We start from the raw sequence: 13443 nt of genomic DNA on the forward strand, positions 1-13443 counted from the left end.
CTCGACGTCGGCGCCGTCCTCGGTTCCCGAAGTGCTGTTACACCCCACCAGGCCCAGCGCGGCAACCGGCACGATCGACAGAGCGGCGGCCCTCTTCATCCATAGGTTCTCGGTCATTGCGTCCACGGCTCCTTCTTGGGTTCGGGTCCGGCGGCGCATCCGGCCCTTGTATCGGTTGGGGGTTCTCCTGCGCCTCCCAACTACCGTAAGCAGACTGACTTTCGCCTCGCAAAGCCCGGTTACCCGTCCGTTACAGACCGGCGGGCAGCTTGATTCTCCTGTGACCGAATCTTCACTTCGCTGACACTTCGCATGGTGCACGGTCTCGTGGAACGAATACGGCAGCGAACAACGCAGCGAATACGGCACACAAAAGGCCTCCGGGCGAAGCGAGGACTGTTCAAGTCCTGCTCCGCCCGGAGGCCCGGGTGGATCGACTGCAGACCGGCTAGGGGGCGGTGACGGCGGTGGCGTCGATGTAGTACTCGCCCTCCCAGTCGAGGAACACCTCGTCTTCGAGGTCGACGCCGGATGCCTCTTCGAAGGCCAGGACATCGAACCCCTCGCGAACCAGGCCGTCGACTTCCACCGTCTGCCCGGTTTCCAGTTCAGGAACCTCGGATCCGGTGACCACCAGCAGCGGCGCGGCCTCGTCGTCACCGACGATCGTCAGGGCCTCAGCCGTGAGGATCTCTCCCACTTCGGCGGACAGCGTGACCTCACTCCCCAAATAACTCGGGATGTCCCCCCGGAAGTCAGCGTCGAACACTCCTGAGAAAGGGCCGACATCAGCACCATTCGCCACCTGCCCGGGCGCGTTCGGCTCCGTCTCTCCGATGATTTCCTGAAGATCCGCGGCTTCGGGCTCCGAGGAGCACCCAGCCAGACCGATCATTGCAACCGGTACCACCAAGAGCGGGGCCAGCTTTCGTCGAATTCTGTTGCTCATCCTGATATCTCCTCCAGTCCATCGGTCGTGCCGGTGACTACGGCCGACTCACAGGTCGGTCTTCCAGTTCCACTTCGAGCCGAACTTCCTCGCCGTCCCGGCGAACCGTCAGATCCACGGTGGCCCCCGGCTCCTGTTCCCGCAGGGCCGACAGGAGGCCCTCCGGCGAGTCGATGTCGGCGCCGGCCATCGAGACGACGACGTCTCCGGGGCGTACTCCTGCGTCGTCGGCCGGGCTGCCTTCCTGGACCGACAACACTGCTGCACCCTCCGGGCTTTCCAGGCCGAGCTGCTGCGCGATCTGCGGGGTGATGGCTCCCGGCACCAGTCCAAGGAAGGCATGTTCCGCGGTGCCGTCCTCGAGCAGCTGCTCTGCCACCTCCACCGCGGTTGCGGCGGGAATGGCGAATCCCAGCGCCACGGCCCCGGACTGGGGAGGAATGTATGCCTCACTGATACCGATGATCCTCCCCTCACCGTTCACAACAGCGCCGCCGGAATTACCGGGACTGATGGGGGCATCGGTCTGGATCAGATCGACGAGTGACTGGCTCGTCTGGGCGGAGCCCGGTATTTCACGGTGAAGGCCCGAGATGATTCCCGCCGTCACGGTGTTCTCGAAGCCGAGGGGAGAGCCGATGACGACGGCCAACTCGCCGGTCTGCGGCAGGTCGGTGTCGAATTCGGCGGCAGGCAGGCCGGTCCGGTCGGCCCTTACCAGGGCCAGGTCGGAGACGACGTCGGTCGCTTCGACCGTGCCGCTCACCCGCCGTCCGTCGGCAAACGCCACCTCGACCTCGGTGTTTCCCCGCACCACGTGCTCGTTGGTCAGGATCAGGCCGTCCTCTGAATAGATGACACCGCTTCCAAGCCCGCCGCTTCCGGTGAAGATGGTGACCACCGAGGGTTGGACCTCGTCCACGATCTCGGGAATGGTCAGCGCCGGCGTTGATTCGCTCTGCCCGGTAGTTGCCACGGCAGAGGCGCTGCCCGAGGTCTGGGCCGGCGGTGGACTGTCAGCCGTGCAGGCTCCCAATCCGAGGGCAAGCGCCGCGGCCAGTGGTACGGCCCGGCCGGGCCGCAGGTACCTGGGTTGGCGCGGGGAGAGCTGGTTCATGGAGAATCCTTCTGGCATCGGCATCGGCATCGGCATCGGCTGGGGATTGATGCTAGCGCTCGGGGTCGGCTGGAGCGAAATCGCGGTACTCCTCGGAGGTGCCGTCCACCACGGGGATCTCCACTGATTCGTCATCCGAACCGACCGCGATGGAGACGGTCATGATGGTCCCGGGGGTGACATCGGCGGATTCGAAGAGTGTGGGATTTTCAGCGAACGCGAACTCGCTGTCCGCGGGAACCGTGACCATCACCTCATCGTCGGCATCGGACAAGGTGACATCCATGGGGAAGGCCGACTGGTTGACGAGGGTGCCAAGGAAGCGGGCGGGTTCTCCTTCTTCGAGTGCCACCAGATAGAGGTCCTCCATCTCGACCACATTCACCTGGGCATCGGCCCCGTTCAGTTCGGCGCCCTCGGTGCTGTCCGCGGAGGAACACCCCGCCACCAGGAGGGTAGCCAGCGCGGCTCCGGCCAGGGCTGGTAGACGCGCCTTCGCGCTGTGTACGTCCTGATAAGTCATCGTCGTAACTCCTTCGGCTTCGTAGAGCAGACACAGATCCACTCGGCGGCCCGGAAATCCGGGGCAGCGGCACCACGTCCCTGCTGGAGCCGACCATGACGATCAGCACACTTACTACCACGCTAGGCGTTCAGGCGATACGGGAACAACCGCCGTAATCCGATTGTGACTCCCCGCGGTTCTTTCGTGGTCGCTGGTCGCGGAAGGCGCCCGGGAAAAGGTGTCCTTGACTTTCAGCCGACGCGGCTGACGCGCTCAGGCAGCTCTTGGCCTGTTCCGTTCGAAAGTTCGAAGAAGACGATTTGTGGTGGGGCGCCGATTCGTACCGGGATGTCGCTGAAGCCGATGCCGCAGGTGACATACAGCTGATTTCCCTCCGCACCGTAGTTTTTCGGGGCGAATCCGTCGGCGACGGCGGGCTCGTCGGTGGTCAGGGCAAGCCATGACCAGTCAGGGGTCCCCGGGACGGCGATCTGACCGCAGTGGGTATGGCCGGCGACCGCAAGCGGGGCACTGTCCGGCGGCAGGGTCGGGAAGGTATCCGGATTGTGCATCATCACGATGCGGGCATCCGAGGCGGGAATACCGCTGAAGGCTTTTTCGCTGTCGGCCAGGCCCTGGTACGCCGGGCCGAGGCCCACTACGTGAAGTGGTGGGGCCGGGTTCCCGTCGGGGAGAGGGACCTCGGCGCTCTCATTGAGGAGCACGGTGACTCCGCGGGATTCCAGTGCGGTGGTGAGTTCTTCGGCAGCTCCGACAATATGGTCATGGTTACCGAGGACGGCGTAGGAGGGAATTCCTGCGTCGGTGATCGGCGCGAGCAGGTCGAGCACCGTGTCGATCTTCTCCTGGTTGCCTGGGTCATTGCTGTAGAGGAAGTCACCGGCGATGAGCACGGCCTCCGGGTCCTCTTCCACGGCCCGGTCCACTATGCGTTCCACCATGGCAGTATTGGCGAACCACATTCCCAGGCAAGCCATGACCAGTCAGGGGTCCCCGGGACGGCGATCTGACCGCAGTGGGTATGGCCGGCGACCGCAAGCGGGGCACTGTCCGGCGGCAGGGTCGGGAAGGTATCCGGATTGTGCATCATCACGATGCGGGCATCCGAGGCGGGAATACCGCTGAAGGCTTTTTCGCTGTCGGCCAGGCCCTGGTACGCCGGGCCGAGGCCCACTACGTGAAGTGGTGGGGCCGGGTTCCCGTCGGGGAGAGGGACCTCGGCGCTCTCATTGAGGAGCACGGTGACTCCGCGGGATTCCAGTGCGGTGGTGAGTTCTTCGGCAGCTCCGACAATATGGTCATGGTTACCGAGGACGGCGTAGGAGGGAATTCCTGCGTCGGTGATCGGCGCGAGCAGGTCGAGCACCGTGTCGATCTTCTCCTGGTTGCCTGGGTCATTGCTGTAGAGGAAGTCACCGGCGATGAGCACGGCCTCCGGGTCCTCTTCCACGGCCCGGTCCACGATGCGTTCCACCATGGCAGTATTGGCGAACCACATTCCCACCTGGATATCGGATATGACGGCGATCTCGGCGCCCTCCCACTGCGTGCCGAGATTCGGAAGGGCTGCTTCGTAGTGGCGTTCGTCAAGAATCAGCCTCGGCTCGATCAACACCCCGTAGACGGTCAACAGGCCGATGATTCCCGCCAGTGCGGCGCCCAGCAGCTTCATCGCCCGTTTCATGAATGACCGCGTCTCCTTCCGGTCAGACATGGGCCCGCGTGCTTTCCAGGAGTTCGAGGAGTGCCTCGTTCACGGCGTCGGGGTGGGTCAGGTTCACCATATGCCCGGCGCCGGGGATCACGACGAGGCGGGCAGTGTCTCCGATCGCGTGGGCCAGGCGTTCGCTGCGCTGGCAGGAGATGGTGCTGTCGCTGTTCCCGGTGAGTACGAGGGTCGGAATATTCCGGAAGACGTCCAGCGCATCGGTCCTGTTGTAATTCACCATGGCCGGGTAGAAGGCGGAGATCACCGACTGCGGCGTGTTGATCCACATGTCCTGCATGACGTGGGCGGCTTCCGGTGAGGGAGCATCATCGCCGAAGAGCCGGTCCAGCATCCAGCGGCGTCCCGAGGGCCGGCGGAACGGTGCCAAGGACTCGATTGCCGGAGCGATGAACCACAGCGCCCGCGCCGCCGCGTCCGCCAGGCCGGTGCTGCGGGCGGTTCCGGCGATGCTGTCCGGCAGGCCGACCCGGGTGAGCCGCCCGGCGGCGGTGGAGAGCAGCGCGACGCCGGCAATACGTGGTCCGAACAGTTCAGGGCGCTGCCCGGCGAGAGCGATCGCGGCCATTCCCCCCATTGAATGTGCCACCAGGAGGACCGGACCGTTCCCGGCACAGGTGTCGATCACGTGGCCGAGGTCCCGTCCCAGTTGCTCGATGGTGGCGCACCGGTAATCTCCCCACCCGCTTCGGCCGTGACCGCGCTGATCGAACAGGACAAGACGGGCATGCTCGCCCAGTGCGTCGCGTTGGGCATCGAACTCCTGGGCCCGTGCGGCGAAGCCGTGGGCGAAGACCACGGTCACAGGTGCATCGTCCCGGCCGCCGGTTTCAACGTGCAGGACAACGCCGTCGTCGGTCCGCACGCCGGGTCCGGCGCCGTTGATCCGGCGGGCCAGATGGTGGGACCGGCGACGGCGCGCGAGGACCGCGCCCGTGGCAGCGGTACCGGCGGCCAGCAAGAGGGCCGCCGTCCGTGGGCGTTCATCTCCGATCACGTGCCTTCTCCTTCCTAAAGTTCTGCGATGTCGACGTCCGGTGGGGCGACCCGCGATCAGGGCGGAAAGCCCGCCAGCATACGGCGAGCCACACGCCCGCGTACAGGACGCTGGCCAGGGCATCGGTGGGGTAGTGGACGCCCCAGTACATGCGGGAGAGCGCAACCCCGATCACGATCAACGGTACACACGCCACCGCAGCATACCGCCAACGGGTCCTGGTCCACGCGGCCAGGAGCAGAGCGACACCCCCGTAGGCCACCAGGGACGCCGCGACGTGCCCGGAGGGAAACGAGGAGGTAGGAGGAACTCCCTCGGACAGGTGGTCGACGGCGGGCCTCATCCGGCCCACGACCATGCCGGCGAGGAGGTACAGACCTGTTTCACCGACGACGGCGGCAAGGAGGAAGATCGCGGGCGCCCAACGCCTCGTGGCGGCAAGAGCCAGCGGAGCGCTGACGAGAAGGACCGCCACAACCCCCGACGTCGTGCCCAGGGCACCGATGGCGGTGGCCAGCACCGTCAGGCTGTCATTACGGATGCCCGCGAACCATTCGATGACCGTCTCGTCGAGTTCCTGGACCCGCCCCAGGAGGTTCGTGATGATGAGCCCGGCACCCGTCAGTGCCACACCTATTCCCGCGGCGGAGCCCAGAAGCACCAGAACCGCCCGCCTGCCCCCGGGCAGGACCACGTCGCGGGCGGGCGCGGAGACAAGGGCCGCGGAATCCGTGACAGGCAGGCCGTCCAGCCAGGACCCGGGGTCGGCTCCGTTCGCCTGCCGCCATCTCCGGAAAGCGACGGCACCTACTCCCACCCAACTGATGCCGACGAGGACTCCGCCGATCGCGGCCTCCATACCTGCCTCCCCGCCGAGAACCCGGGCACTGCCGTAGGCGGCGACGAAGACCGCCGCCGCCACGACCAGTGGCACCCGTGCCCGCGGCGGCATGGGGTGCAGAAAAACAAGCAGCAGCACACCGACAGTGACCGTGAGGCCAAGGAGCCCCTCGTCGAACAGGCCGGCCCCTCCGGTTCCGGGGATCACCGCTCCCACCAGCGGCTGAAGGCCGGACGCCAGGGCGGGACCTGCGGTGGTGAGCACGGCGGAACCGATGGCGGCGACTGCCACGAAGGCGGCCGACGACGGTAGTCGGCGGATGAGTAGCCAGAGTGCTGTGACCGGCAGGACCAGCCAACCCACGTCAGCGCCGACGTCGGCGACAAAATCGACGGCCCCGAAAACCGGTGAAAAAACTGATCTGCCGCCTGTGCCTGACGCGGCCTGGCCGAAGAGAAACGTGAGTGCCAGGCCAAGGCAGAGGGCGCCCAGTAGACCCAGGGCACTACGGGCGATATAAAGCCCCATCGGAGCCTCCTTTCGTGAGCGGCACCATCCGACCCCGAGCATTGAGCAGGGAACGGGCCGACGATCTCCGAACAGGCTGTGGGGCCCATTGGAGGTTGGCGGTGATGCGGCAGGCGTTATCCAGGTATTTTTGGTGGAGGGCGCGTTCACTCCAGGTATCGAGCGCGTGGTGGGTGAGGAAATGGTCCGACGTTGCTCCCATGCAGAGCTGGACGTCGATTCCGCGCTGGACGGCTGAAGTGACCGCTACCAGTAATGATTCATCGGGCACGAAATAGGGGCTGCAGATGACCACGCGTTCCTCCGCGCTGTACACCAGGTGGTTGAACAACCGCAGGTTGTTTTCGTTGCCGAGCCCCGGACCGCTGGGCAGCACCTGGCAGAGCACGCCGCTGCCCCGACGCGTTGCAGGGGATTCCTCCCGGTTCCTCGCCCGGCCGGTCGGGTTGTCCTCGGACGCAGGCTCTCCCGCTTCCGCTGACCAGTCGGCCGCGAACACAGAACCGAGCTGGTGCACGATCGGGCCTTCGAGCCGGACCATCAGGTCGAGCCACTGGAAGTTCCTGCGGAGGTTGAGCTTCTTGTTGTAGCCGGCATCGATCATGTTCTGTGACCCGGTGAAACCCACCCGGTCACCGATGACGACGATCTTCCGGTGGTTGCGGAGGTCGGGGCGCTGATAGTGGAAGCGGGGCGGGGCAACGGGCAGCATCCGCCGCCACGGGATGCCGGCCTCATCGAGGCGTTTCGTAGCGGTTTTGTACCCGGGAAAACCCGCGCTGCCCAGCTGATCCAGCAGGACCCGCACGTTCACGCCCCGGGAGCGGGCGTGCTCCAACGCGCTGAAGAACCGGTCCGTCGTCCGATCGGCGGCCAGGATGTAGAACTGGACGTCGACCGAGGCCTCCGCCCGATCCACCGCCGCCGTCACTGCGTCGATGCTTTCTTCATAGTCGGCGTGGAGGTCCACGCGGTTCCCGGCAGTGAGGGCGGCACCTCCGTTGTGCTGGTTCAGGCGGACGGCGGCAAGCGCCCACTCCGGAACGACCCGCTCCTCGGCAAGCTCCGGTCCTTTATCCGATTCCTTGGTGGCGGCCCCGAGCACACGGTCGGCCAGGCGGCGTTCCGTGCCCCTGCGGCGTGGCCCGAGCCGGGACTTGCCGAAGAGCAGGAAAATGACCAGACCGATGATCGGGATGAAGAAGATGACGACCAGCCAGGCAAAGGCAGCCGAGGGCCGCCTGTTGTGCGGAACGAAGCCCAGCACCGCGATCCGGATCAGGAAATCCACCACCACGAACCCCGCCACCGTCGACCCCGCCCCGGGACCCCACCATAGTTGGAAATCCACGCCCCACCCTTCCTGGAACCGCTCTGGTGGACAACACTATGCGCTTGTCGAGCGACGCCGCAGGAGCACGGGTTTTCCTTGCGTGGGGTTTCGGTGGATCCGTAGAGTCGGCTGTGACCTTCACCGGCAGTGTTGGAACTGGTTGCCTGTGAGTACCGATGCAGGACCGGAGGCGACATCCATGACCCGTAAGGACCGGATAGCTGAACCGTGGGGGACACGAACCCCGTACGCGGCGGGGGAGGAGTGGCCCGTCCGCGTGGACACCCATCTGGAGGAGGGGCTCGAGGCGGGAGAGGTGGATCGATGGGTCCAGACCGCATCGATCCTCCACTCCAACGGGGATGCCCTGGATATCGCGGTGAAGGATGACAGGATCGTCGGGGTCCGCGGACGGGCAGTGGACCGGGTGAATCATGGACGACTGGGGCCCAAGGACCTGTACGGGTGGCAGGCGAACTCCTCTCCCGACCGGTTGACGAAACCGCTCATCCGGAAGAACGGGAAGCTGGTGGAGACGGACTGGGATACCGCGATGGACCGTGTGGTGGGCCGCACGAAGGACCTGCTCGAGGAGCAGGGCGCCAGTGCGATCGGGTTCTACACGACCGGTCAGTTGTTCGCCGAGGAGTATTACACCCTGGGTCTCGTGGCCCATGGGGGGCTGGGAACGAACCATGTGGACGGCAATACCCGTCTCTGCACCGCTACCGCAGCTGCTGCCCTGAAGGAATCGTTCGCGAGTGACGGGCAGCCGGGGTCCTATACGGACATCGACCACGCCGACGTGATCGCGCTCTACGGCCACAATATGGCCGAGACGCAGACCGTCCTGTGGATGAGGGTGCTGGACCGGCTCGCGGGCCCGAATCCGCCCAAGATCATCTGCGTAGATCCTCGGCTCACACCGGTGGCACGAGCGGCAACGGTGCATCTTGCTCCGCGCCCGGGTACGAACGTGGCTCTGATGAACGGGCTGCTCCACGAGATCATCGGCAACGGCTGGGTGGATCGGGAGTACATCGAGGCGCACGCCGTCGGATTCAGCGAACTCGAGAAGCGGGTCAAGGACTACCCGCCGACTGTGGTCTCGGAGATCTGCGATGTGCCCGAGGAACTCATCCGGGAAGCTGCATCCGTGATCGGCCATGCCGAACGGTTGCTCTCGACGGTGCTGCAGGGTTTCTACCAGTCGAACCAGGCCACCGCTGCAGCGGTGCAGGTCAACAACGTCAATATCATCCGGGGCATGCTGGGCAGGCCCGGGTGCGGGATCCTGCAGATGAATGGTCAGCCGACGGCGCAGAACACCCGCGAATGCGGCGCGGACGGTGATTTCCCGGCGTTTCGTCACTGGTCGAACGATGCCCATGTGAAAGACCTCGCGAAGGTGTGGAACGTCGATCCGATGGCGATCCCGCACCAGTCACCGCCTACGCACGTCATGCAGATGATGCGGTACGTCGAGGACGGGTCGATCCGGATGCTGTGGGTGAGCGGTACCAATCCGGCGGTGTCGCTGCCTGAGCTGCAGAGGGTCCGTTCGATCCTGTCGCAGGACCGGTTGTTCCTCGTGGTGCAGGACATCTTCCTGTCCGAGACGGCCCAGCTCGCGGACGTCGTCCTTCCTGCGGCAACGTGGGGGGAGAAGACCGGAACCTTCACGAACGTCGACCGCACCGTCCACCTCTCCGAGAAGGCCGTCGATCCGCCCGAGGACGCCAAACCGGACCTCGACATCTTCCTGGACTACGCACGTCGGCTCGACCTTCGGGACAAGGACGGGGAGCCACTGGTGAAGTGGCATGATCCCGAGTCCGCGTTCGAGGCATGGAAGGAATGCACGAGGGGCCGGCCCTGCGACTACACCGGCATGACCTACGACAAGCTGCGCGGCGGATCGGGGATCCAGTGGCCCTGCAACGAGGAAAACCCCGATGGCACGGCGCATATCTGCAAGGACGGCAAGTTCTGGAGCGATCCTGAGTACTGTGAGAGCTACGGACGGGACCTGGTCACCGGGGCGCCGCTGGAACCGGCGGAATACAAGGCGATGAACCCGGACGGCAAGGCGATCTCCAGGCAGCCCACTACCTGCCGCCGCATGAGCTACCCAGCCGGGACTTTCCGTTGCAGCTCATCACCGGCAGGACCCTCTACCATTTCCACACCCGGACCAAGACGGGCAGGGCGCCGCAGCTTCAGGCCGCAGCACCGGAGGTGTGGGTGGAGATGTCGGAGGCCGACGCCGCCGTGTACAGGATCCGCGAGGGTGACCTCACCCGGGTCGCCACGCCGCGGGGATCGGTGGAAGCGAAGGTGAGGATCAGCGGGATCAGGGATGGTGTCCTGTTCCTTCCCTTCCACTACGGGTACTGGGACACCAAGGGCGGCCACGAACCGGACAAGACCGGCAGGGCAGCCAACGAGCTCACGATCACCGACTGGGATCCCGCATCGAAACAGCCCATCTTCAAGACAGCGGCCGCCAGCATCCGGAAGCTCAAATCCGGCAAGGGCCGCCCGTCGGCGGCGCCCACCACCACGGCCTCGGCCCCGGTGAAGCCGGTGGGTTTCCAAACCTCGGGAACCCACAACGCCGCGGCGGATGAGAACATCTCCGCGACTCCGGTGGGAGGATCACGATGAAGCTCGGACTGGTACTTCACGAGCTGCACCGCTCGGAGAACGATCTCGCGCACGAGCTGTTCCAGGCCTCCGAGCGGCACAGGGTCGACCACGAGATCTACCATCTGGGTCGGGACCTCGCGAAGTGGTCCCAACAGCATGTCCGGGAGATAGCGGGGATCGGAAAAAGCTACGGGCAGGACCTCGACCCGGAACCGGAGGGCGAGTTTCCTCTGGCCAAGAGGGTGAGGGAGAAGGGCAGCGAACTCCTCGGGCGCCACAGCGCCCCCGGGTTACTGCTCCTGCGCGACCTCCGCGGCATCTACATGAAAGCCTCAGGCGTTTCGGCGGACTGGGAGATGCTCGCGCAGGCAGCCCAGGGGGTCAAGCACACCGACCTGCTCGAAGTGACCGAACGGTGCCACCCCGAGACCCTGCGGCAGGTCCGCTGGGCCAACGCCATGCTGAAAGTGGAGTCCACCCAGATCCTCATCAGCTGAACCGGTTGGAGGCGGTCTGCAGGATACGCGACCGCCTTCGGGTTGCTTCCTCGAGCAGGAAATGCTCCTCCGCGGCGTCGTCGGCGTCGTGCCGTCCGCCGAGCATCCGTTGCCGGGTATGGGCGACGCGTGAGGCCGTGCGGATGAAGGCGGCCATGTCGGTTCTTGCGCCGATCCCGCGAGCCCAGGCCAGGGCCTGCCGCCGTCCGGGCACGGTCGCGAGCATGGCCACTTCCTGGGATGTGAACCAGCCCGCCCTGGCATAGTCGCCAAGTCGGGCTTCGGTCAGCCGGCGTTCCGAGCGGCGCAGCAGGATCACGCACAGCACAGCGGCGAGGAAGAGCGGGACCTGCACGAAGAAGTAGAAGGAGAAGAAGTCGCTGAAAAGGATCACGGTACCGCCGTTCCACAGCATGTGTCCGGCGATCGCGGGAACCAGTCCGACGACGAAGCCCGGGAGGACACGCCGGCTCCCGCCGCCGCGGGCCACTGCCAGTCCGAGGACGAAGCCGAGCGCCGCAGTGAACATCACATGCGCGAAAGGCGAGAACAGCCCGCGGAGGATGAACACGCTGACCAGTGGGCCGGTGCTGCCTGCGTCGATCACCGCTGTCCCGAAGTAGAGGATGTTCTCGGTGAACGCAAAGCCGGCCGCGACCGTCCCCGCGTAGACGATGCCGTCCACGGGGCCGTCGAAATGGCTTCGGCGCGTGTACACGAGAATTAGGACGCCGAACCCCTTGGCGAGCTCCTCGAGGAGGGGAGCCTGCAGTACCGGCCCGATGACATCGTCGGGCGTGGTGGTCAGTGCCGCGCCGAGCAGCTCGATCACGTAGTTCCCGAGCAGCAGGGTGACCATCACCGAAACGCCGGCACCCCAGAGGAAAGCGAACAGCAGCGCTCCCCGCGGTTCCGGATCCCAGCGGTCGATCCAGCGGATGCCGAGCAGGCAGATGGCCAGTGGAATCAGCGCAAGGACGCTGCACAGCACCAGTGCGGAGGGGCCGAGGGACACGGAAAGGAACAGCAGTACCATCGCGGTGATGCCGGCCGCCGCGATGGCGAGGATGATATTGAGCACGCCCGCGCCGCGGCCGCGGGGCTGCTCCCACATCGGAGAAACAGGAGGAGAGAGGCTCGCGGGAGGTGCGACCCGGGGGTTCCGGATGGTCGAGGCCTCCCACCACCCGGAGTCCGGCGGCCGGAACGTGCCGGGCAGGGGGCGATGCGGGTCGTTGCTGGCCATGGCTTCACCCTAAGGGCAGATGCGCCTGTGGTAGTTTTGTCAACGCAACCACCCTTTAAGTTCCGTCCAGTGAGGCGGGGAAGGAGGAAGCGTGTTATGACCGTGCCTGCACCGTATTCCGGAGCCAAACAGCGCGTTGTTCTCGCCGAAGCCGATATCGACCGGGCCCTGACCCGCATCGCCCACGAAATCCTCGAAGCCAATCGCGGTAGCGCCGACCTGGTGCTGCTGGGGATCCCCCGCCGCGGGTTTCCGCTGGCGCAGCGCCTCGCGCGCAAGATCGCCGACGTCGATCCCGCCGTGGACCCCGACGTGATCACCGGGCAGCTGGACGTCACCATGTACCGCGACGACCTCCGACGTAACCCCACGAGATCCCCGCTGGCCACGCAGCTTCCCGCCACCGGTATCGATGACAAGGTGGTAGTCCTCGTGGACGATGTCCTCTACTCCGGCCGGACCATCCGCTCGGCGCTCGACGCCCTCGTGGACCTCGGCAGGCCGCGGATCGTCCGCCTCGCCGTGCTCGTGGACCGCGGCCATCGTGAACTTCCCATCCGGGCCGACCATGTGGGCAAGAACCTTCCGACGTCGTCGTCCGAACGGGTGCGCGTGCACCTGCGTGAGGTCGATACGGCCGGCGTGGCGGCCAGCGGCGGGCCCGGCGACGAGGTCGTCATCGAGGGCGGAGCATGAAACACCTGCTCTCCACCTCCGACCTGTCGGCAGCCAATGCCCTCCGCCTGCTGGACGTCGCCGAGGAAATGGCGGCGGTGGGGGAGCGGGAGATCAAGAAGCTGCCCGCCCTGCGCGGCCGCACCGTGGTCAACCTGTTCTTCGAGGACTCCACCCGCACCCGGATCTCCTTCGAGGCCGCGGCCAAACGCCTGTCAGCCGACGTCATCAACTTCGCGGCCAAGGGGTCGTCGGTTTCGAAGGGTGAATCGCTCAAGGACACTGCTCAGACCCTCGAGGCCATGAGCGCCGACGCCGTCGTGATCCGCCACCCCGCCTCGGGAGCGCCGGCGCGGCTC

The 13443-nt window shown here is 65.9% G+C and carries 11 protein-coding genes and 2 pseudogenes; 4 read left to right on the forward strand and 9 right to left on the reverse strand.

Going from position 1 to position 13443, the window contains the following annotated elements:
• Window positions 1–448: 448 nt before the first annotated feature.
• The 8 genes from Y705_RS0113980 to Y705_RS20150 form a co-directional block, all read right to left on the reverse strand.
• The gene (locus Y705_RS0113980; protein ID WP_155850089.1) at window positions 449–949 is read right to left on the reverse strand and encodes a hypothetical protein; all 501 of its coding nucleotides are present in this window, start codon (window positions 947–949) and stop codon (window positions 449–451) included.
• A 37-nt stretch (window positions 950–986) separates the two neighbouring features.
• The gene (locus tag Y705_RS0113985; protein WP_026533310.1) at window positions 987–2066 is read right to left on the reverse strand and encodes a S1C family serine protease; all 1080 of its coding nucleotides are present in this window, start codon (window positions 2064–2066) and stop codon (window positions 987–989) included.
• Between the two features lie 52 nt (window positions 2067–2118).
• Window positions 2119–2589 carry a hypothetical protein gene (locus Y705_RS0113990; protein ID WP_026533311.1) on the reverse strand — a complete coding sequence of 157 codons (471 nt, stop codon included), beginning with the start codon at window positions 2587–2589 and terminating at the stop codon, window positions 2119–2121.
• A 233-nt stretch (window positions 2590–2822) separates the two neighbouring features.
• Entirely contained in the window at window positions 2823–3533 is a 711-nt protein-coding gene (locus tag Y705_RS20140) for a metallophosphoesterase (protein ID WP_162149089.1), read from the reverse strand.
• On the reverse strand, window positions 3518–4306 hold the full coding sequence (locus tag Y705_RS20145) for a metallophosphoesterase (protein WP_081738076.1): 789 nt from the start codon (window positions 4304–4306) through the stop codon (window positions 3518–3520). The genes Y705_RS20140 and Y705_RS20145 overlap by 16 nt, the downstream gene beginning before the upstream one ends.
• Window positions 4299–5315, reverse strand: a complete 1017-nt coding sequence (locus tag Y705_RS0114005) for an alpha/beta fold hydrolase (protein WP_049822799.1) — start codon at window positions 5313–5315, stop codon at window positions 4299–4301. The genes Y705_RS20145 and Y705_RS0114005 overlap by 8 nt, the downstream gene beginning before the upstream one ends.
• Window positions 5302–6684, reverse strand: a complete 1383-nt coding sequence (locus Y705_RS0114010; RefSeq protein WP_026533313.1) for a phosphatase PAP2 family protein — start codon at window positions 6682–6684, stop codon at window positions 5302–5304. The genes Y705_RS0114005 and Y705_RS0114010 overlap by 14 nt, the downstream gene beginning before the upstream one ends.
• The gene (locus Y705_RS20150; protein ID WP_049822800.1) at window positions 6662–8035 is read right to left on the reverse strand and encodes a phospholipase D-like domain-containing protein; all 1374 of its coding nucleotides are present in this window, start codon (window positions 8033–8035) and stop codon (window positions 6662–6664) included. The genes Y705_RS0114010 and Y705_RS20150 overlap by 23 nt, the downstream gene beginning before the upstream one ends.
• A 181-nt stretch (window positions 8036–8216) precedes the next feature.
• Here Y705_RS20150 and Y705_RS0114020 point away from each other — a divergent pair.
• Both Y705_RS0114020 and Y705_RS0114025 read left to right on the forward strand, forming a co-directional pair.
• A pseudogene (locus Y705_RS0114020) lies at window positions 8217–10684 on the forward strand (molybdopterin oxidoreductase family protein).
• Window positions 10681–11163 (forward strand): hypothetical protein, encoded by a 483-nt coding sequence (locus tag Y705_RS0114025; protein WP_026533314.1) that lies wholly within the window; start codon window positions 10681–10683, stop codon window positions 11161–11163. Before Y705_RS0114020 ends, Y705_RS0114025 begins: the two are co-directional and overlap by 4 nt.
• Here Y705_RS0114025 and Y705_RS0114030 read toward each other — a convergent pair.
• Window positions 11156–12409, reverse strand: a complete 1254-nt coding sequence (locus tag Y705_RS0114030) for a PrsW family intramembrane metalloprotease (RefSeq protein ID WP_049822801.1) — start codon at window positions 12407–12409, stop codon at window positions 11156–11158. The genes Y705_RS0114025 and Y705_RS0114030 overlap by 8 nt on opposite strands.
• 96 nt (window positions 12410–12505) lie before the next feature.
• Here Y705_RS0114030 and pyrR point away from each other — a divergent pair, with 96 nt between their 5' ends.
• Window positions 12506–13105, forward strand: coding sequence for a bifunctional pyr operon transcriptional regulator/uracil phosphoribosyltransferase PyrR (gene pyrR, locus Y705_RS0114035; protein ID WP_049822802.1), 600 nt, complete (start codon window positions 12506–12508; stop codon window positions 13103–13105).
• Window positions 13102–13443, forward strand: a pseudogene (locus Y705_RS20155) (aspartate carbamoyltransferase); the annotation flags it as partial. The gene pyrR and the pseudogene Y705_RS20155, both read left to right, overlap by 4 nt.

It is taken from the genome of Arthrobacter sp. H41, assembly GCF_000520535.1.
In the GTDB taxonomy this organism is placed as follows: domain Bacteria; phylum Actinomycetota; class Actinomycetes; order Actinomycetales; family Micrococcaceae; genus Arthrobacter_D.

Bases quoted from the DNA above. Each gene is read 5' to 3' on its own strand.
- Y705_RS0113980 (WP_155850089.1), bottom strand. From the start codon at position 949: ATGAGCAACAGAATTCGACGAAAGCTGGCCCCGCTCTTGGTGGTACCG.
- Y705_RS0113985 (WP_026533310.1), bottom strand. From the start codon at position 2,066: ATGAACCAGCTCTCCCCGCGCCAACCCAGGTACCTGCGGCCCGGCCGG.
- Y705_RS0113990 (WP_026533311.1), bottom strand. From the start codon at position 2,589: ATGACTTATCAGGACGTACACAGCGCGAAGGCGCGTCTACCAGCCCTG.
- Y705_RS20140 (WP_162149089.1), bottom strand. From the start codon at position 3,533: ATGGTGGAACGCATAGTGGACCGGGCCGTGGAAGAGGACCCGGAGGCC.
- Y705_RS20145 (WP_081738076.1), bottom strand. From the start codon at position 4,306: ATGTCTGACCGGAAGGAGACGCGGTCATTCATGAAACGGGCGATGAAG.
- Y705_RS0114010 (WP_026533313.1), bottom strand. From the start codon at position 6,684: ATGGGGCTTTATATCGCCCGTAGTGCCCTGGGTCTACTGGGCGCCCTC.
- Y705_RS0114025 (WP_026533314.1), top strand. From the start codon at position 10,681: ATGAAGCTCGGACTGGTACTTCACGAGCTGCACCGCTCGGAGAACGAT.
- Y705_RS0114030 (WP_049822801.1), bottom strand. From the start codon at position 12,409: ATGGCCAGCAACGACCCGCATCGCCCCCTGCCCGGCACGTTCCGGCCG.
- pyrR (WP_049822802.1), top strand. From the start codon at position 12,506: ATGACCGTGCCTGCACCGTATTCCGGAGCCAAACAGCGCGTTGTTCTC.